We start from the raw sequence: 19,580 nt of genomic DNA, 5'->3' as shown, positions 1-19,580 counted from the left end.
GCGGGTGTCCTGTGCCACATTGGCGCAACTCAACTCCCCGAATACCGGGACAACTCATGATCAACACTCTTCCGACCGGCTGAAAATAGACCTGCCGTGCCTTCGGGTTGGCTGTGATGCAGTAGTAGGCTCGCGCCGCCGTTTGTTGAAGCCGAAGGTTGACGCCGCGTGTTGACGACACCGGGGCGTGGACGACGTGAGGAGCCTCCGCGGCCGCGGAGGCCGAGCTGGGGGAGGCCATGCGCTTTCGCGGGAAATCCATCCGCAGGAAGATCGTGGCGTTGCTCCTCGTACCGCTCGTCTCCCTCACCGGACTGTGGGGTTTCGCCACGGTCCTGACCGGCCGTGAGGCCCGTACCCTCCTCGACACCGGCTACATCATGGACAAGATCGGCTACCCGATCGAGGACACCTCGCGCGTCCTCCAGAAGGAACGCCGCGAATCCCTCGTGTACCTGGCCGACCCCCGCGCCGCCGAGGCCATGACCCGGCTGCGCGCGGAACGCGAGGCCACCGACCGGCAGATCGCCCTGATCCGGCGCAACGCCGCCGACCCCGGCGTGAGCGGCGACATGCAGCCCGCCACCGCCCAGCGGCTCACCGTGCTCCTCGACGCGCTCGACGGCCTCGACTCGCTGCGCCGCTCCGTGGAGACGCGCAACATCGGCAGGATGCAGGCGCTCGACTTCTACAACCGCCTGGTCGATCCCTGTTACGGCTTCCTCATGTCCCTCCACGCCCTGGAGAACGTGGAGATGGACAAGCAGGGCCGCGCCCTCGTCGGCATCACCCGCGCCCGCGAGATCGTCGCCCGCGAGGACGCGCTGGTCGCCTCCATGCTCATCGCCGAACGGATCACCCCCGAGGAGATCCGCGCCCTCACCGATGTCGTCGCCACCCGCAAGGCCTACTACGAGGCCAACCTGGAGGTCCTGCCCTCCTCCGAACGCGACCGCTACGAGCGCTACTGGACCGGCGCCGAGACCGCGCCCCTGCGCAAGTCGGAGGAGGCCCTGATCACCGCGGGCGCCACCAGCGGCCGCCCCGCCGTCACGGCCCAGCGCTGGCAGGAACAGGCCGCCCCGGTCCTCGACGCCCTGGCCCAGGAGAACTACGCGGCCGGCGAGCGCCTCGAAGAACGCCTCCAGCCCGCCGCGTACAGCGTGCTGCTCAAGGCCGGCATCGCCGGAGTCCTCGGCTTCGTCGCCCTCCTCGTCTCCATCGTCGTCTCCGTCCGCATCGGCCGCGGCCTCGTCCGCGACCTGCGGCGGCTGCGCAAGGAGGCCCAGGAGGTCTCCGGCGTCCGGCTGCCCAGCGTGATGCGCCGCCTCGCCGCCGGCGAGGACGTCGACACCCTGACCGAGGTGCCCCGCCTGACGTACGGCGAGGACGAGGTCGGCCAGGTCGGCCAGGCCCTCAACACCCTCCAGCGCGCCGCCGTCGAGGCCGCCGTCAAGCAGGCGGAGCTGCGGCGCGGCGTGTCCGAGGTCTTCGTCAACCTCGCCCGCCGCAACCAGGTGCTGCTGCACCGTCAGCTCACCCTCCTCGACACCATGGAACGGCGCACCGAGGACACCGACGAACTCGCCGACCTGTTCCGGCTCGACCACCTGACCACCCGTATGCGCCGGCACGCCGAGGGCCTCGTGATCCTCTCCGGCGCGGCCCCGTCCCGGCAGTGGCGCAAGCCCGTCCAGCTGATGGACGTCGTACGCGCCGCCGTCGCCGAGGTCGAGGACTACGAGCGCATCGAGGTCCGCCGGCTGCCCCGGCTCGGCGTCGGCGGCCCCGCCGTCGCCGACCTCACCCACCTCGTCGCCGAACTCCTCGAGAACGCCACCGTGTTCTCGCCCCCGCACACCGCCGTCCAGGTGCTCGGCGAGCGGGTCGCCAACGGGTTCACCCTGGAGATCCACGACCGGGGCCTCGGCATGAACCCCGAGGCACTCCTCGAAGCCAACCTCCGGCTCGCCGAGACCCCCGAGTTCGAACTGTCCGACACCGACCGCCTCGGCCTGTTCGTGGTCAGCCGCCTCGCCCAGCGCCAGAACGTGCGGGTCTCGCTCCAGACCTCGCCGTACGGCGGGACCACCGCGGTCGTCTTCATCCCGGCCACGCTGCTCACCGACGCCCCCGAGACGCAGGGCGCGGGCTTCCGCCTGGACCGCGACGGCGCGGCCCGCCGGACGGACGGCCGTGACGGCGCCTCGGTCGAGGGCGGCGACCACGCGCGGACGGCCGGCCCGGCCGGACTGCCCCGCCGCCGGCCCGCGCTCGCCAAGGTCCCCGACCCGGCCCCGGAACCCGCCACGAGCCCGGTCCTGGACGGCCCCGTCGAACTCGAACCGCCGGTGGACGGCGACTCCCTCGACGAACTGCTCGGCGGCGCGGCCGACCTGCTCGACAGCGACAGTGAGCGGGGCGGACTGTTCCGGGCCCGGGAGCACCGCCGCCGAGGCACCGACGACCCGGCCGGAGGGGCCGGTACGGCCGGTCAGGCCGGCCAGGACTCCGCCGACGGCGTCGCCCGGCTGCCCCGCCGCCGTACGCCGACGCTCGTCGTCGACCACGGCCGGCGCCTCGACGAGCCGGGCCGCGCCCATCCGGGTCCGGCCGGCCACAACGCCGCGGGCGACGACTCCGAGCACACGGACGCGGACGGCCACGGTCAGGGTCACGGCCGGAGCCAGGGCCGCGACCAGGGACACGGCCACGGACCGGGAGACGGGGACACCATGGAACTGGCTCGCGTCCGGCCCGCGCCCACCCTCGTCCCCGTACCGCGCCAGGAGGAGGAGCCGCCCTCGTTCGACGGGCTGCCCCGCCGGGTGCGCCAGGCCAGCCTCGCCCCGCAGCTGCGGGCGCACGGCACCCGCGACGAGGACCGTACGGCCGCCGGCGCCGCCGCCGAGGCCGACTCCTTCGAGCGGGACGCCGAGGAGGTGCGCAGCCGTATGGCCTCGATGCAGCGCGGCTGGCAGCGCGGCCGCCGGCAGAACGCCGAGGCGGCGGACTCCGGTACGACGGACTCCGGTACGGCGGACCCCGGAAGTCCGTCGACGGACTCCGGTACGACGGACCTCCGGGCGGTACGCCCCGGAGCCGCAGGACCCGGAGCCGCAGGACCCGGAACAGCAGGACCCGGAACGACAGCACCAGGAACGACACCCGAGGGGGACGGTCGATGACCGCACCGAACGCCGCAGCAACCCACAGCGCCGCCCAGGGCAACGGAGAGCTGAACTGGCTCCTCGATGAACTGGTCCAGCGCGTCGCCTCCATACGCAAGGCCCTGGTGCTCTCCAGCGACGGCCTGGCCACCGGAGCCTCGCAGGACCTGACCCGCGAGGACGGCGAGCACCTGGCCGCCGTGGCCTCGGGCTTCCACAGCCTGGCCAAGGGCGTGGGCCGGCACTTCGAGGCCGGCAAGGTCCGCCAGACGGTCGTCGAACTGGAGGACGCCTTTCTGTTCGTCACCGCCGCCGGCGACGGCAGCTGCCTGGCCGTGCTCGCCGACGCCGATTCGGACGTCGGCCAGGTCGCCTACGAGATGACCCTCATGGTCAAGCGGGTCGGCGCGCACCTCGCCACGGCGCCCCGGTCCGGGCTGCCCACCGGAGGATGAGTGAGGGGGACGGCATGAGCGACGCAGACCAGTCCGAGCGGGACGCGGCCGGCCACTGGTACGACGACGACGCGGGGCCGGTGGTCCGCCCGTACGCCATGACCCGCGGCCGCACCAGCGCCGCGAGCCGGCACCGGCTCGACCTGATCGCGATCGTGGTCCCGGAACCGGCCGCCGAGGACCCCGGCCGTGATCAGACGCTGTCCCCCGAGCATGTCGAGATCGTCGAACGCTGCTCCGAGCAGCCGCAGTCGATCGCCGAACTCGCCGCAGGGCTCGACCTCCCCGTCGGGGTGGTACGGGTCCTGATCGGCGACCTCGTGGACGACGAACTCGTGCACGTGACCCGCCCCGTTCCGCCGGCCGAGCTGCCGGATGTGAGCATCCTTCGTGAGGTGATCAATGGCCTTCGGGCGCTCTAGAACCGGAGCCGGCCACAGGCAGCCGCCGGTCGAGCCGGTGACGCTGAAAATCCTGGTGGCGGGGGGTTTCGGCGTCGGCAAGACCACCATGGTCGGGTCGGTCAGCGAGATCAGGCCCCTGCGGACCGAGGAGATGCTCAGCGAGGCGGGCCGGCCCGTCGACGATCTGCACGGCGTCGAGACCAAGACGACCACCACGGTCGCCATGGACTTCGGCCGGATCACGCTGCGCGACGACCTGGTCCTCTATCTGTTCGGCACGCCGGGGCAGGACCGTTTCTGGTTCCTGTGGGACGAGCTGGCCCAGGGCGCGCTCGGCGCGGTCGTGCTCGCCGACACCCGGCGTCTGGAGGACAGCTTCGCCGCCATCGACTACTTCGAGCGGCGCGGCATCCCCTTCACGGTCGCCGTCAACTGCTTCGAGGGCGCGCGCCGTTTCCCGGCGGAGACGGTGCGCGGCGCGCTCGACCTCGACCCCGAGGTCGAGCTGGTGATGTGCGACGCGCGCGACCGCGAGTCGGTCAAGAACGTCCTGGTGGCCGTCGTCCAGCACGCCCTGGTCCTGGCCGAGCACCCGCCGCCCGCCACGGCGGGCACCCCGGCAGGCCGCTGACCGGCCCGGCCGGTACGTACGTCCCCGTACCGCCGGTCCGTACGCCCCCGTGCACACCCGCACGGGGGCGTACGGGTGCTCGCGGCCCGGGGCCGGGCCGGGATTCCGGCCAGGACCCCGGCCCGGTTCCGGTCCTCAGCGGACCGCCACGACCGCCGAACCGTGTCCGAACAGGCCCTGGTTGGCGGTGATCCCGGCCCGCGCCCCCGGCACCTGCCGGTCCCCGGCCACGCCCCGCAGCTGCCAGGTCAGTTCGCAGACCTGGGCGAGGGCCTGGGCCGGCACGGCCTCGCCGAACGACGCGAGGCCGCCGCTCGGATTGACCGGGAGGCGCCCGCCCAGCGCGGTCACCCCGTCCCGTACCAGCGCCGCGCCCCCGCCCGCCGCGCACAGCCCGAGATCCTCGTACCACTCCAGCTCCAGCGCCGTGGACAGGTCGTACACCTCGGCCAGGGACAGATCCTCCGGGCCGAGCCCCGCCTCCTCGTACGCGGCCCGCGCGATCGCCGCCCGGAACGAAGGGGAGGGCCGCCCGGCGGGGGAGCCGGTCGCGGCCGGTCCCGCCGAGGGAGCCGGGGCCGGGTCGGTGGCGATGTCCGGCAGATCCAGCACCGTGCGCGGATACTCCGGGGTGACGGTCGACACCGCCCGGATCCGTACCGGGTCCGGATGCCCGTGCCGCCGGGCGAAGTCCGGACTCGACAGCACGAGCGCCGCGCCCCCGTCGGAGGTCGCGCAGATGTCGAGCAGCCGCAGCGGATCGGCGACCACGGGCGAGGCGGCCACCTCCCGCGCGCTCACCGGCTTGCGGTAGCGGGCCAGCGGATTGAGCGCTCCCGCCGCCGCGTTCTTCACCTTCACCAGGGCGAACTCCTCGGGCGTGTCCCCGTACAGCGCCATCCGGCGGCGCGCGTACAGCCCGAAGTACGCCGGGTTGGTCGCTCCCAGCACCCGGAAGCGCAACCAGTCGGGGTCGTCCGGGCGCTCGCCGCCCGCCGGGGCGAAGAACCCTTTCGGCGCCGCGTCGGCGCCCACCACGAGGACCACGTCGGCGAGCCCCGCGAGGATCTGCGCGCGGGCGGCGGCGATCGCCTGCGCCCCCGAGGCACAGGCCGCGTAGACGCTGGTCACTCGCGCACCCTGCCAGCCGAGCGCCCGGGCGAAGGAGGCCCCGGCCACGTAGCCCGGGTAGCCGCCCCGGACGGTGGCGGCGCCGACGATCGAGGGGATGTCCCGCCAGCCGAGGCCGGCGTCGGCGAGCGCGGCCCGCGCGGCGGCCACCCCGTACGCGGTGAAGCTCCGGCCCCACTTGCCCCACGGATGCATCCCGGCGCCGAGGACGGCGATGTCGGCCGTCATGCCGGCCCCTGCCCGTCCACCGGCCCCTGCCCGTCCACCGACCCGCGCGCGGCCGCCGGCCCCTGGGGATACGGGGACGGCCCGGTACCCGGCGCCCCCTCGGCGTCCGTCGCCGCCGCGACCGGCCGCCAGTGCCAGGTGGTCCAGATGTGCTCGTCGTCCTCGTGGAGGACGCCCGGCACCAGCTCGGCCTCGGCCCCGACGGCCAGATCGGCGGGCCGTACGCCGGGCGCCGCCTGCCCGAGCACCACGATGCCCTCGGCGGCCAGCTCCACCGCGATCAGGGTGTACGGCTCCCAGGCCCGGCCGGGGTCCGAGACATACGGCGCGGGCGGCCGGTAGCGGCCGTCGGTGTACGACCAGACGCGGCCGCGCCGGGACAGCGGCGTCTCGGCGAGCTCGCCCCCGCCCGGGCAGTCCGGATCGCGGCAGCCGTCGTCCTCGCGGGGGAAGAAGACCGCCGTGCACGCCGTGCAGCGGGTCCCCAGCAGCCGGAACTCCCCGTCGGGAGCGGTGTCGTCCGTGAACCAGCCGGGCACCACCGGCCTGCGTGTGCGTGCCATCCGCGACCCCCTCCACACCCCGGGTCACCTGACGAAGCGTCAGATGACCCGAGGATGGCACGCCCGCTCCGGCCGGGGAAGGGTGCGGTACTCGGCAGAGGGGCCCCGGGGGAGACGTCAGTGCCCGCCCACCGACCGGCGCGCCACCGGGAAGTCGAAGAAGGTGGCCGGGAACGGCTCCGGCTTGAACGTGAAGTGCCACCACTCCTCGGGCAGATTGACGAAGCCCTCGGGGGCGAGCGCGTCGCGCAGCAGATCCCGGTTGGCCCGCTGCGCGCCCGTGATCCGAGGATCGTCGGTGTGCGAGAGCGTGTCGAAGCAGTCGAAGGCCGTCCCCATGTCGAGGGAGTTGTCGGGGAAGCGCTCCGCCTGCGGCCGGAAGCACTCCACCTGCGGCTCGCCCGGCTCGTACGCGCGCGTGGGGGCTGCGGGCAGCCGTACGACCGTCACATCCACCGTCGAACCCCGGCTGTGCCCCGACTTCTCCGCGATGTACCCGTCCTCGAACAGCCGCGTCTTGTCGACCAGCGGATAGAACTCCCGCTTCATCCGCTCGTCGCCCAGGTCCTCGGCCCAGCGCACGAAGTGGTCCACGGCCCGCTGCGGCCGGTAGCAGTCGTACACCTTCAGCGTGTATCCGCGGGCCACCAGCTTCGACTGCGCCCGGTGCAGCGCCTCGGCGGCCGGCCGGGTCAGCAGACACATCGGCTGTCGGTAGCCGTCCACCGGCTCGCCCACGAAGTTGTGCGGCGTGGCGTAACGGATCTCCTGAAGGATGGTCCGGTCCACCCGGTCCAGGGCCACGAACTCCGCCGGGGCCTTGGGCTCCGGGGCGGCGCTCGCCGACGGCGCGGCGGCGGTCACCGCGAGCAGGGCGGCGGTGGCCAGCGCGCCGAGGGAGCGGACGGCGGAGACGAGCGGGGAGGGGGTCGCGGGCCCGGTCGGCCTTGTCAGTCCTGTCATGTGCACCATCTATCAGTTCCGGCAGCGGCGGGGAAGGCCGATCCCCTACGGTCGACGCGTGACCGACATCCCGCATCCCGCGCCGCACAGCCACTGCTCCGCCTGCGGCACCCGTTACGCCGTGGCCTCCGGCTGGCCCCGACGCTGTGCCGCCTGCGGCACGACCGCCTACCGCAACCCGACTCCGGTCGCCGTCGCCCTGCTGCCGGTGACCGACGCACACCGGCGCACCGCCCTCGTCGTCATCACCCGCGCCATCGCGCCCCAGACCGGCCGCGTCGCCCTGCCCGGCGGCTTCATCGACTTCGGCGAGGACTGGCACGAGGCCGTCGTCCGCGAACTGCGCGAGGAGACCGGCATCGAGGCCACCGCCAAAGACGTACGGCTCGCCGACGTTCTCAGCTCCCCGGGCGGCCATCTGCTCCTCTTCGGCCTGCTGCCGCCCCGCCCGGCCGCCGCCCTCCCGCCGTCGGCCCCGACCGACGAGACCAGCGGGCACCATCTGCTGTACGGGCCGGAGGAGCTGGCGTTCCCGCTGCACACGGAGGCGGTACGGCGGTTCTTCGCGGGGACGTACGGCTGACGCGCGCCCGCGCGGGGACGTACGGCCGGGGCGCGCTGCCCCGGCCCCGCCGCGTCCTCCTGGCCGTAACCCCCGACCGCCTCCGTCCCTCAGCCGCCTCCGCCGTCTCCGTCGGCTTCGAGCCCGCGCACCCGCACCCGCAGGTCCGGCTCCACCGCCCCGTCCTCCGCCATCCGCTCCACCACGACCCGCCCGTCCACCAGCCGCGACCGGTACCGCTCGATCCGCTCCGGCGCCCAGCCGTCCCCGGCGTCCCGCACCACCAGGCCGCCGCCCGTCCGCCCTGCCGCGGGCGCCCACACCTCCAGGACCGGCCCGGCACCGTCCTCTCCGGCCTTCCCGTCCTCGGATTCCCCGTTCCCGCCCCGGACCGGGATCACCGCGCCCGCCCGGGCCAGCACCGGCACCCGTGACAGCGGCGCGTCGAGCAGCACCTGCCCCGGGCCCTCGTACGCCCGCCCGGTCGCCGTGTCGTACCAGCGCCCGCGCGGCAGCCGTACCGTCCGCCGGTCCACGCCCGCCGTCAGCACCGGTGCGACCAGCAGCGCGTCCCCGAGCAGAAAGGCGTCCTCGCAGTCCCGCAGCGCCCGGTCCTGGGGCGTCCCCCACCACACCGGCCGCACATAGGGGGCGCCGGTCGTCCGGGCGAGCCGCGCGAGGGTGACGAAGTACGGCAGCAGCCGCTCCCGCTCCGCCAGCGCCACGCGCGCGTGTTCCAGGACCTCGGGACCGAACTCCCACGGCTCGCGCCGCCCCGCGTCGATCGCCGCGTGCGTCCGGAACAGCGGCAGCCACGCCCCCAGTTGGTACCAGCGCAGGAACAGTTCCGGTGACGGACTGCCGTCGAAGCCGCCGATGTCCGGCCCCGAGTACGGCACCCCGCACAGCCCGAGGCCCAGGACCAGCGCCAGCGAGGCCCGCAGCCCCGGCCAGCCGGTCGCCACATCGCCCGACCAGGTCCCCCCGTACCGCTGCATCCCCGCCCACCCGGAGCGCGAGAAGAGGAACGGCCGTTCCTTCGGCCGCAGCCGGCACAGCCCCTCGTATCCGGCTTGGGCCATGGCAAGCCCGTACACGTTGTGCGCCTCGCGGTGGTCCCCGCCCCGCCCCTCCAGCCGGTGCCGGGCCGAGCGCGGCAGCGTCCGGTCCCCGAACGCGGTGAACGACACCGGCTCGTTCATGTCGTGCCATATGCCGGAGAAGCCCTGCGCCAGCCGCTCCTCGTACAGCGCGCCCCACCACGTCCGGGCCTCCGGATCGGTGAAGTCCGGATAGACGCACGTCCCCGGCCACACCACCCCGCGGACCTCCCTGCCCCGCCCGTCCCGTACGAACGCACCGGCCGCCCGCCCGCTCTCGTACACCGGATCGCCCGGCTCCGCCTTCACCGCCGGGTCGACGATCGACACCAGACGCACCCCGCGCTCGCGCAGCTCGGCCGCGAGCCCCGGCAGATCAGGGAAGCGCTCCCGGTCCACCGTGAAGACCCGGTGGCCGTCGTAGTGGTCGATGTCCAGGTGCAGCGCGGACAGCGCGAGCCCCCGGTCCCGGTAGCCGTCCACCACCCGCCGGACCTCCCGCTCGCTGCCGAAGCCCCAGCGCGCGTGCTGCGGGCCCAGCGCCCAGGACGGCGGCAGCGCGGGCGCGCCGGTGAGCGCGGACCAGCCGTGCAGGACGCGCGCGGGGGTGCCGACCAGGACCCAGCAGCGCAACGGGCCGCCGTCCACGCGCAGTTCGCTGGTGCCGGGCCGGTCGTGCCCGGACCCGGCGCCCTCCGCGCCCTCGGCGAGGACCACCCGGCCGTCCCAGGAGCTGTCGTAGAAGGCCAGATGCGTCCCCGCGTCCGCGACCACCAGCTGGACCGGCATGGTGATGTACAGCGGGTCGTCAGCGGGAGAGAAGGGGCCGGGGTCGGTGTTCCACAGCCGGTACGTCCCGTCCCGCAGCCGAGGCCCCGAGGCCCGGCCGCCGAGCCCGAAGAACCGCGCGTCCGCAGGCACCTCGCTGCGCTGCACCCAGCGTGCCGAGCCCCTGGAAGCAGCCCCGTCCGGAGCCGCACCACCGGAAGCGGCCCGGTCCGGAGTGACCCCGTCCGAGACGGTCCCGTCCGATGCCGTTCCCCCCGCAGCCACCCCGCCCGGCGAGACACCCCCGGCCTCCTCGGACCTCCCGGCCCCGTTAGGTCTTCCGGTCTCCCCGTACCTCCCGGCCTTCCCCGCCTTTCCTGCCTTCCCCGCCCCCTCCGACACCGGCTCCCACCAGCGCGGCGGCAGATCCCGGCGCAGCACCACGCCACCCGGCGTGCGCACCTCCACCGCCCCGTGCCGGGACACCGCGACCGTCACCCGCTTGGACACCACCCGCCAGCCGCCGTCGGTGTCCGGCTCCAGGACGGCCCGCGGATCCGGCGCGGGCGGCTCGCCCGCCAGCGCGTACGACGGCAGCTCCGCCGCCCCGTCCCAGGACCAGAAGACGATGCCGGCCGCCGCCACCGACACCCGCAGTTCGGCCCGGTCGAAACGGACGATCCCGCCGCCGGGCCGGGGGATCGCCGCCCACACCGGCCCCGGGGTCCGGGCCCGCTCCGGCCCCCGCGGCGGCAGCGCCCGCGCGTCGGTGCGGCGCCGTCGCCACGCCGCCCCCACCGCGCGCAGCGCCTGCGCCGACCCCAGCACCTTCACCGAGCGCACCCGCTCACGACCGTTCATGCGGCTCACCCTGCCATCCCCGAAGCGGCAGGTGAGCATCGTTCAACTGCCGTTCACCCATGGTCAGAGCACATATTCACCTACCGGACCATGGGCGGCGAACCCTGGTGCGAACGGGCATCCCATGGCATCGTCCTGTCAGCCGCGTCGCGCGCACACCGCAGCATGTGCGCGGGGCACACGCCTAGCCCGTGTACAGCTCCAGGGAGTCGACCGATGACATCAGCGCAGACCGAGCCGCTTTGGCAGCCGGACGAGGACCGCGTCGCCGCGGCCGCCGTCACCCGCTTCCAGGCCTGGGCGGCCGAGCGCCACGGGGCCCCGGCCGACGGCGGCTACGCGGCCCTGCACCGCTGGTCCGTCGACGACCTCGAAGCCTTCTGGGCGGCCGTCGCCGAGTGGTTCGACGTCCGCTTCGCGACCCCGTACGAGCGGGTCCTCGGCGACGACGCCATGCCGGGCGCCGACTGGTTCCCGGGCGCCACCCTCAACTACGCCGAGCACGCGCTGCGCGCCGCCGAGGAGCGCCCTCACGACACCGCACTGCTTCATGTGGACGAGACACAGGAGCCGACCCCGATCACCTGGGCCGAACTGCGCCGCCAGGTCGGCTCCCTCGCCGCCGAACTGCGCCGTCTCGGCGTCCGGCCCGGCGACCGGGTCAGCGGCTACCTGCCCAACATCCCCGAGGCGATCACCGCCTTCCTCGCCGCCGCCGCCGTCGGCGCCGTCTGGACCTCCTGCGCCCCCGACTTCGGCGCCCGCAGCGTCCTCGACCGCTTCCAGCAGGTCGAGCCCGTCGTCCTGTTCACCGTCGACGGCTACCGCTACGGCGGCAAGGAGCACGACCGCCGCGACACCGTCGCCGAACTGCGTGCCGAACTCCCCACGCTGCGCGCCGTCGTCCACATCCCGCTGCTCGGCACCCCGGCCCCGGAGGGCACCCTGGAGTGGTCCGCGCTGACCGCCGCGGACACCGAGCCGGTCTACGAGCAGGTCCCCTTCTCCCACCCGCTGTGGGTGCTGTACTCCTCCGGCACCACCGGTCTGCCCAAGGCCATCGTGCAGTCCCAGGGCGGCATCCTGATCGAGCACCTCAAGCAGCTCGGCCTGCACTGCGACCTCGGCCCGGACGACGTGTTCTTCTGGTACACCTCGACCGGCTGGATGATGTGGAACTTCCTCGTCTCCGGCCTGCTCACCGGTACCACCGTGGTGGTGTACGACGGCAGCCCCGGCTACCCCGACACCGGCGCCCAGTGGCGCGTCGCCGAGCGCACCGGCGCCACCCTGTACGGCACCTCCGCCGCGTACGTCATGGCCTGCGCCAAGGCCGAGGTGCACCCGGGCCGGGACTTCGACCTCTCCCGCGTCAAGTGCGTCGCCACCACCGGCTCCCCGCTGCCGCCCGACGGCTTCCGCTGGCTGCACGACGAGGTCCGCGCCGATCTGTGGATCGCCTCCGTCAGCGGCGGTACCGACGTCTGCTCCTGCTTCGCCGGAGCCGTCCCCACCCTCCCGGTCCACATCGGCGAACTGCAGGCGGCCGGCCTCGGCACCGCCCTGGAATCCTGGGACCCGTCGGGCAAGCCGCTCGTCGGCGAGGTCGGCGAACTGGTCGTCACCCGGCCGATGCCCTCCATGCCGATCCGCTTCTGGAACGACCCGGACGGCAGCCGCTACCACGACAGCTACTTCGAGATGTTCCCCGGCGTGTGGCGGCACGGCGACTGGATCACCCTCACCGAGCGCGGCTCGGTCGTCATCCACGGCCGCTCCGACTCCACCCTGAACCGCCAGGGCGTCCGGATGGGAAGCGCCGATATCTACGAGGCGGTCGAGCGCCTTCCCGAGATCCGCGAGTCCCTCGTCATCGGCCTGGAGGAGCCGAACGGCGGCTACTGGATGCCGCTCTTCGTCCACCTCGCCGAAGGCGCCACCCTCGACGAGGAACTGATCGGCCGGATCAAGACCACCATCCGCGCCGAGCTCTCCCCGCGCCACGTCCCCGACACCGTCATCGAGGTCCCCGGCATCCCGCACACCCTCACGGGCAAGCGCATCGAGGTCCCGGTCAAGCGCCTCCTCCAGGGCACCCCGATGGCCAAGGCCGTCAACCCGGGCTCGGTCGACAACCTCGGCCTGCTGGACTTCTACGAGGAGCTGGCCCGCACCCGCAAGACCGGCTGACCCGGCGTCCGTACGCACCGAGGGCCCGCGCGATCCGCGCGGGCCCTCGGTGCTGACCAGGCCGCCGATGTCGTCCGCCGCCGTCCGGGCCGTCCGGGCGTCAGCCCCCGTACGTCGCCTGCGCGTCCCCCAGCACCTCCGCGAAGTCCGCCGCCAGCCGCCGGGCGTCGTCCGGCAGCAGGGTCGCCGTCGTGATCCGTACGCCGGTGGGCGCGGCGATCCGGAACCGCGCGCCGGCCGCCACCCACCAGCCGTGCGTCCGCAGCCCGTTCACGACCGCCGATTCGTCGCGCACCGGCACCCACACATTGACGCCGCTCCCGCCGGCTGAGCGGATGCCGTACGCGTCCAGCGCGCCGGTCAGGGCATCCCGTCGCTCCGTGTACGCGGCCTCGCCCGCCGCCACCAGCCGCGCCACGTCCGGATCGGCGAGCAGCCCGGCCACCGTCTCCTGGAGGATGTGGCTGACCCAGCCGGAGGTCATCAGCATCCGCCCGTCGTGCCGGGCGATGGTCACCGGATCACCGGCCACCCCCGCCCACCGCAGGTCGACCCCCAGCCGCTTGGAGACGGTGCGCACCTGCGCCCAGCGTTCCAGACCGGCCGAGGCGAGGGTGGCCGCCGCCGGCCCCTCGATCTCCACGGTGTAATCGTCCTCGACGACCAGGACCTCGGGGAACTCCCGCAGCAGCGCCACCAGTTCGTCGCGTCGCGCGGGGGAGAAGGCCGCCCCGGTCGGGTTCTGCGCGCGCGGGGTGCACACCAGGGCCCGTACCCCGGCCCGCAGCGCCGTCCGCAGCGCGTCGGGGGTGATGCCCTCCCCGTCCACGGCGACCGGGACCGTCCGCAGCCCCAAGGCCGGTACGAGGTCCAGGAGATGGTGGAACCCGGGGTCCTCCACCGCCACCGCGTCCCCGGGGCGCAGCTCGACGGAGAGCAGCCGGGCGATGCAGTCGAGCGCCCCGTGCGCGAAGGTGACCCGCTCCGCCGGGACGCCGTCCCGTGCGAACCAGTCCCGGGTCAGCTCCTCCAGCCGGGTGAGCCGGGGCTCGGCCCGGTGCGAGCCGAAGACCGGGCGCCACTCGGCGGGCGGGCGCAGCACCGGCAGGAAGGCGGGATCGGGCAGGCCGCTGGCCAGGTCCACCAGGCCGGGCGGTACGCGCAGCGGCCGCCGGGACGCCACCGAGGGCGCCTCCGCCACCACCGTGCCGCCCCGGCCGCGGGTGACGACCAGTCCACGCCCGCGCAGTTCCTTGTACGCCGTCGCCACCGTGCCCGGACTGACGCCGAGTTCGTCGGCGAGCCGCCGTACGGGAGGCAGCGCGTCTCCCGGTGCGAGCGCGCCCTCGGCCACGCCGCGCTCGATGGACGCGGCGATCCCCTTGGCCGTCGTCCCTGTGATCGCATATTGTGTTGCCACGTACTGAACTCTGTATCAATACATAACTCGTGTCAAGGGGGAACCGAGTGAGCCGCCCGACCGCATGGCACCGCACCGCTCTCGACCGCGTACCCGGCGGCCGCGATGGCCGCCGCATGCTCGTCGTCAGCATCGTCGACAAGACCGGCACCGGCCTCTGGGCCGGCTGCACCGCCCTCTACTTCACCTACGTCTCCGGCCTCGGGCTCGGCCAGGTCGGCCTCCTCATGACGATCTCCGGAGGCGTCGGAGTCGCCGGCGCCCCGCTGGCCGGCCGCCTCGCCGACCGCTTCCCCCTCGTCCGCCTCATCGCCGCCGCACAACTCCTGCGCGCCGTCGCCCTGCTGGCCCTCCTCACCACCGACGACTTCCTCCTCCTCACCCTCTTCTCCGCCCTCGGCGCCCTCCCGGACCGCGCCGGCAGCGTCCTCGTCAAGCTCTTCGCCGCCCGCCTCGCCGGCTCCGAGCGGGTCCGCTACCAGGCCATCCAGCGCACCACCGTCAACATCGGCTGGTCCATCGGCGGCCTCGGCGCCGCCGCCGCGCTCGCCACCGGCAGCACCCGCGTCTACGGACTCCTCCTCATCGGCAACGTCGTCAGCTACGCCGTCATCGCCGCCCTCACCCTGCGCTGCGCCGAACCCCCCGCCCCGGCCCGCGTCGTCACCGGCTCGACCGGCTCGACCGGTTCCAAGAGCCCCAAGAGCCCCAAGAGCCCCGACAGTCCCGACGGCTCGGCCGGCTCCACCGGCTCCGGCGGCGACACCCCGGTGACGAAGCCCGCCAACCCCTGGCGCGACCGCACCTTCCTCGGCTACGTCGCCACCGACGCCGCCCTCTACCTCGACGACACGATCCTCCAGGTCGCCATCCCGCTCTGGCTCATCCACGCCACCACCGCGCCCGTCGGACTCGCCCCGCTCCTCCTCGTCCTCAACACCGTCCTCGTCGTCCTCTTCCAGGTCCCGCTCGCCCGCTTCGGCGCCACCACCCGCGCCGCCCGACGCCTCGTCATCCCCCTGACCGGCCTCTTCCTCCTCGGCACCCTCGCGCTCGCCGCCTCCGCCACCGGCGGACCCGCCGTCGCCATCACGGCCCTCTCCGTAGCGGTCACGGCCTTGACCTTCGCCGAGATCATCCACGCCACCTCCTCCTGGGAACTCTCCGTCGCCCTCGCGCCCGCCGAGGCCCAGGGCGCCTACGTCGGCGTCCACGGCCTCGCCCAGTCCGGCCAGCGCTTCGCGGGCCCCCTGGTCGTCACCGGGGTGATGAGCGTCGGCGCCCTCGCCTGGCCGGTCCTCGGCCTCGCCCTCATCGCGGCGGGAGCGGCCCAGTACCGGCTGATCCGCGACCGCGTCGACGCCGTCGACCCGCCCGCACCGTCACTGTCAGTGGCGAAGGTTACGGTGAGTGAGCACTGAATCGACAGCGCTCAGGGGGAGACATGACCCGTCGGAACCACACCGGCACCCACACCACCGCGACACTCCGGCGCGCCCTGCGCCGCGACACCACGAGCACCCTCGCCCTCCTCGCGGACGGAGAGGACTTCGCCGCCATGCGCCGGTACACGACCTTCCCCTTCGACGACCACCCCGGGTACCTCGCCCATGCCGAAGCACTCCTGAAGTCCCTCGCCACCACCGGCGGGCACACCACCGTCGTCCTCTTCGACCCCGAGGAGTACGCCGACTACTGCGCCGCGACCGGCCTCGATCCCGACCACCCCACCAGCCGCGCCCGCTACGCCGCCGACACCGCCGCCACCGGAGCCGGCGTCACCTACACCGGACAACCCCTCGACACCCTCGTCCCCCTCCTGATCGACATCGCCGTCCGCCACGCCACCTGGGAGTACGCCACGACGCTGCTCGGCGAGGCGGGCACCTGCGCCGACTGCGGCCAGGACATCGGCCGCGCCTCCTACGACCGGGCCGGCCGGCTGCTCCTGCGCCTCCTCGACGCGGCCGGCCCCGGCACCCACCACCTCGTGTGCAGCGTCCCCGCCGAGGACGACCAGCTCGTCGCCGTCCTGCACGCCACCCGCGACGACACCGGCCCCGCTCTCCTCGACCGCACCGAGGCCGCCGAATTCACCTCGGTCCTCGCCGCCGGCATCGCCCGAGGCACCCCCGGCGGCCTCGTCCTGCGCACCGCCACGCCCGGCGCCCCCGACCGGCTGCACGGCTGGCGTCTGCGCGACGGCCGGCTCGACCCCCTCACCGAGGCCGAGGTCTTCGACGCCTACTGCACGGACGCCCTCACCGGCGAGCCCATCGCCCCCGAGTCCCACGCCGACTACCGCGCGGGCTTCCCCCTCGACCCGGACGACCACCCCCACGCGCACCCCCACTGACACCGAAGGGGCTTCCCGCCGTCCACGGCGGGAAGCCCCTTCGGCCTCGTCGTTCAGTCCTGCGCTCCGCCCGGGATCACTCCCCGGACAGCACCGCCTGCGCGGCCACCCGGGCGTCGTGCGCGGTGTCTGCCGCCCGCGCCGCGGCGGCGGCCCGCTCGCACTGCGCCAGCGTGTACTTCGCCAGCGTCGCCCGCACATACGGGATCGACGCGGCGCCCATCGACAGGGAGGTCACCCCGAGACCCGTCAGCACACAGGCGAGCAGCGGATCCGACGCCGCCTCACCGCACACCCCACAGCTCTTGCCCTCGGCCTTGGCGGCCTCCGCGGACAGCGCCACCAGGTCGAGCAGCGCGGGCTGCCACGGATCCTGCAGCCGCGACACCGCACCCACCTGACGGTCGGCGGCGAAGGTGTACTGCGCCAGGTCGTTCGTGCCCAGCGACAGGAACTCGACCTCCTGAAGGATCGACCGCGCCCGCAGCGCGGCGGACGGAATCTCCACCATCGCGCCGAACTTCGCCCGCAGCCCCGCCTCACGGCACGCGTCGGCGAACGCCTTCGCGTCCGTACGGTCGGCCACCATCGGCGCCATGACCTCCAGATACACCGGCAGCCCGGCGGCGGCCTTCGCCAGCGCCGTCAGCTGGGTCCGCAGCACCTCGGGATGGTCGAGCAGCGTCCGCAGACCCCGCACGCCCAGCGCCGGGTTCGGCTCGTCGGCCGGCGTCAGGAAGTCCAGCGGCTTGTCCGCGCCCGCGTCCAGCACCCGTACGACCACCCGCCCCTCGGGGAAGGCATCCAGTACCTTGCGATACGCCTCGATCTGCTTCTCCTCGGACGGCGCCTTCGCGCTGTCGTCCAGGAACAGGAACTCGGTACGGAACAGACCGACGCCCTCGGCCCCGGCCTCGACCGCCGCCGGAACGTCCGCCGGACCACCCACGTTCGCGAGCAGCGGCACCTTGTGCCCGTCCGAGGTCGCCCCGGGACCCGTCGACGCGGCGAGCGCGGCCTTGCGCTGCTCGGCGGCCCGCGTCATCGCCGCCCGCTTCTCGTCGCTCGGATGCACGAAGATCTCGCCGGTGGAACCGTCCACCGCGACGACCGTGCCCTCCGGCAGATCGACCGCGCCCGGCAGCGCGACCACGGCCGGCACCCCGAGAGCCCGCGCCAGGATCGCGCTGTGGCTGGTCGGCCCGCCCTCCTCGGTCACGAACCCGAGCACGAGCGAGGGATCGAGCAGCGCGGTGTCCGCCGGCGCCAGATCGCGCGCGATCAGGACGTACGGCTCGTCACTGTCCGGCACCCCGGGCATCGGCACCCCGAGCAGCCGCGCCACGATCCGGTTCCGCACGTCGTCCAGGTCGGCGACCCGGCCCGCCATGTACTCACCGGCGCCCGCGAGCAGCTCCCGGTAGTGCGAGAACGCGTCGTAGATCCCGCGTTCGGCCGTACTGCCGACCGCGATCCGCCGGTCCACGTCGGCGATCAGCTCCGGGTCCTGAGCGATCATGGCCTGGGCCTCCAGCACGGCCTGCGCCTCACCGCCGGCCAGATGACCCCGCGCGTTCAGGTCGGCGGCCACGGCTTCCACGGCCTGACGGGCGCGCCCCTGCTCGCGCTCCGCCTCGTCGGCCGGGATCTGCTTGGCCGGCGGCTCCAGTACCGCCGTCCCCATATGCCGGACCTGGCCGATCGCCACCCCATGGCTGACCCCGACGCCTCGCAGCGTTGTCTCCATCTCACCCGTCTCCGAGTCGTGCGACGGCCGTGCCGCCGCTTCGAATGTCCTCTGCGCGCTCACCCCTCAGGATGAGCGGTCGATCAGCTCCAGGCGAAGAGCTGGTCGCCGGACTTCACCTCGCCGGTCTCGACGACCTCGGAGAGCGCGTCCGTGGTGGCCTCCAGGGCCACGACCGGACAGATGGCGGACTTGCCCGCCTCCTCGACCGCGACGGGGTTCCAGCGCACGACGGCCTGGCCGCGCGTCACGGTGTCCCCCTTGTTCACGAGGAGCTCGAAGCCCTCCCCGTTGAGCTGGACGGTGTCGATACCGAGGTGGACGAGCACCCCGTGACCCTCCTGGTCGACCACGACGTACGCGTGCGGGTGAAGGGAGACGACGACACCGTCGATGGGCGAGACGGCCTCGGAGGGCTCGCGCACGGGGTCGACGGCGGTGCCGGGACCGACCATCGCGCCGGAGAAGACGGGGTCGGGCACATTGGCGAGACCGATGGCGCGTCCGGCGAGCGGCGACGTCACGGTGGTCATGGGGAGCCTCCCGAGGGCGGAGATGCGTGTTGCGCCGTCCCTGCCTGTCCTGGACGGCATAGTGTTTCCGCAGCCTATGTCATAGGAAGTCCCGGTTCTCCATGAGACGTACCGTTTGGCGCGGGCTAGGGACCACCGGCGACGGTTTGCGTCCGGTGACACGGAGAGGTACTGTCGGGTTCCTGCCTGACCCCAGAGCGGTTCCACCGCGGGTCGGCAGCACCCATCAGGCCGGATCCTCACCTCAGAGGACCGCACTCTGCGCTGCGCGTAGGGAGCGGTCGGAGGGAACGAAAAAGCCTGATACTGTTTGACCTCGCCGAAGGGCCTTGACGGTGAAAGCCGAAAAGGACTGGAAAGCGGAGAGTGAATCGGAGCCGAAAGGGTCTGATAAGCTCGAAAAGCGAGAAGGGAACGGAAGCGAAAGCGACCGGGACCGGAAAGCACCGAGGAAATCGGATCGGAAAGATCTGATAGAGTCGGAAACGAAGGAAGCGC

The 19,580-nt window shown here is 73.7% G+C and carries 14 protein-coding genes and 1 pseudogene; 8 read left to right on the top strand and 7 right to left on the bottom strand.

The genetic code is table 11. The features are described 5' to 3' along the window. Positions 1–239: 239 nt before the first annotated feature. Genes ABZ990_RS19055 through ABZ990_RS19040 form a run of 4 tightly spaced genes read left to right on the top strand, consistent with a single transcriptional unit; the run spans position 240 to position 4,660 of the window. Positions 240–3,188 carry a nitrate- and nitrite sensing domain-containing protein gene (locus ABZ990_RS19055; protein ID WP_361232432.1) on the top strand — a complete coding sequence of 983 codons (2,949 nt, stop codon included), beginning with the start codon at positions 240–242 and terminating at the stop codon, positions 3,186–3,188. Further along, on the top strand, positions 3,185–3,625 hold the full coding sequence (locus ABZ990_RS19050; RefSeq protein WP_361232429.1) for a roadblock/LC7 domain-containing protein: 441 nt from the start codon (positions 3,185–3,187) through the stop codon (positions 3,623–3,625). The genes ABZ990_RS19055 and ABZ990_RS19050 overlap by 4 nt, the downstream gene beginning before the upstream one ends. 14 nt (positions 3,626–3,639) lie before the next feature. Further along, complete coding sequence (locus ABZ990_RS19045; protein ID WP_361232427.1) at positions 3,640–4,047, top strand: DUF742 domain-containing protein; 408 nt, start codon at positions 3,640–3,642, stop codon at positions 4,045–4,047. Beyond that, positions 4,028–4,660 carry an ATP/GTP-binding protein gene (locus ABZ990_RS19040; protein ID WP_361232424.1) on the top strand — a complete coding sequence of 211 codons (633 nt, stop codon included), beginning with the start codon at positions 4,028–4,030 and terminating at the stop codon, positions 4,658–4,660. Before ABZ990_RS19045 ends, ABZ990_RS19040 begins: the two co-directional genes overlap by 20 nt. A 135-nt stretch (positions 4,661–4,795) precedes the next feature. On the opposite strand, the gene ABZ990_RS19035 is transcribed toward ABZ990_RS19040, so the two are convergent. The 3 genes and pseudogenes from ABZ990_RS19035 to ABZ990_RS19025 all read right to left on the bottom strand — a co-directional run bounded on the left by ABZ990_RS19035 (position 4,796) and on the right by ABZ990_RS19025 (position 7,545). After that, positions 4,796–6,019: a lipid-transfer protein gene (locus ABZ990_RS19035; RefSeq protein WP_361232421.1), complete on the bottom strand. Its 1,224-nt coding sequence runs from the start codon at positions 6,017–6,019 to the stop codon at positions 4,796–4,798. A gap of 119 nt (positions 6,020–6,138) precedes the next feature. Beyond that, a pseudogene (locus ABZ990_RS19030) lies at positions 6,139–6,582 on the bottom strand (zinc ribbon domain-containing protein); the annotation flags it as partial. Positions 6,583–6,699: 117 nt separating this feature from the next. After that, positions 6,700–7,545, bottom strand: coding sequence for a M15 family metallopeptidase (locus ABZ990_RS19025; protein ID WP_361232418.1), 846 nt, complete (start codon positions 7,543–7,545; stop codon positions 6,700–6,702). Positions 7,546–7,603: 58 nt separating this feature from the next. Between ABZ990_RS19025 and ABZ990_RS19020 the strand changes: the two genes are divergently transcribed. Further along, positions 7,604–8,128: an NUDIX domain-containing protein gene (locus ABZ990_RS19020; RefSeq protein WP_361232415.1), complete on the top strand. Its 525-nt coding sequence runs from the start codon at positions 7,604–7,606 to the stop codon at positions 8,126–8,128. An 89-nt stretch (positions 8,129–8,217) separates the two neighbouring features. On the opposite strand, the gene ABZ990_RS19015 is transcribed toward ABZ990_RS19020, so the two are convergent. Continuing rightward, positions 8,218–10,836 (bottom strand): glycoside hydrolase family 31 protein, encoded by a 2,619-nt coding sequence (locus ABZ990_RS19015; RefSeq protein WP_361232412.1) that lies wholly within the window; start codon positions 10,834–10,836, stop codon positions 8,218–8,220. 216 nt (positions 10,837–11,052) lie between these two features. Here ABZ990_RS19015 and ABZ990_RS19010 point away from each other — a divergent pair, with 216 nt between their 5' ends. Next, positions 11,053–13,026, top strand: a complete 1,974-nt coding sequence (locus ABZ990_RS19010) for an acetoacetate--CoA ligase (protein ID WP_361232409.1) — start codon at positions 11,053–11,055, stop codon at positions 13,024–13,026. A gap of 100 nt (positions 13,027–13,126) precedes the next feature. Here the strand turns inward: ABZ990_RS19010 and ABZ990_RS19005 are convergent, their stop codons facing one another. Beyond that, positions 13,127–14,446 carry an aminotransferase class I/II-fold pyridoxal phosphate-dependent enzyme gene (locus tag ABZ990_RS19005; RefSeq protein ID WP_361232406.1) on the bottom strand — a complete coding sequence of 440 codons (1,320 nt, stop codon included), beginning with the start codon at positions 14,444–14,446 and terminating at the stop codon, positions 13,127–13,129. 47 nt (positions 14,447–14,493) lie between these two features. Between ABZ990_RS19005 and ABZ990_RS19000 the strand changes: the two genes are divergently transcribed. Together ABZ990_RS19000 and ABZ990_RS18995 are read left to right on the top strand one after the other, a co-directional pair. Then, on the top strand, positions 14,494–15,867 hold the full coding sequence (locus ABZ990_RS19000) for an MFS transporter (protein WP_361232403.1): 1,374 nt from the start codon (positions 14,494–14,496) through the stop codon (positions 15,865–15,867). Between the two features lie 23 nt (positions 15,868–15,890). Then, the gene (locus ABZ990_RS18995) at positions 15,891–16,802 is read left to right on the top strand and encodes a hypothetical protein (protein ID WP_361232400.1); all 912 of its coding nucleotides are present in this window, start codon (positions 15,891–15,893) and stop codon (positions 16,800–16,802) included. A gap of 76 nt (positions 16,803–16,878) precedes the next feature. Here the strand turns inward: ABZ990_RS18995 and ptsP are convergent, their stop codons facing one another. Together ptsP and ABZ990_RS18985 are read right to left on the bottom strand one after the other, a co-directional pair. After that, entirely contained in the window at positions 16,879–18,549 is a 1,671-nt protein-coding gene (gene ptsP / locus ABZ990_RS18990) for a phosphoenolpyruvate--protein phosphotransferase (RefSeq protein WP_361232399.1), read from the bottom strand. 83 nt (positions 18,550–18,632) lie between these two features. Then, positions 18,633–19,082 carry a PTS glucose transporter subunit IIA gene (locus ABZ990_RS18985; RefSeq protein WP_361232396.1) on the bottom strand — a complete coding sequence of 150 codons (450 nt, stop codon included), beginning with the start codon at positions 19,080–19,082 and terminating at the stop codon, positions 18,633–18,635. Between the last annotated feature and the right edge of the window lie 498 nt (positions 19,083–19,580).

This window comes from Streptomyces sp. NPDC046203, assembly GCF_040646255.1.
In the GTDB taxonomy this organism is placed as follows: Bacteria; Actinomycetota; Actinomycetes; order Streptomycetales; family Streptomycetaceae; genus Streptomyces.
This window is presented reverse-complemented; position numbering and strand designations above follow the sequence as displayed.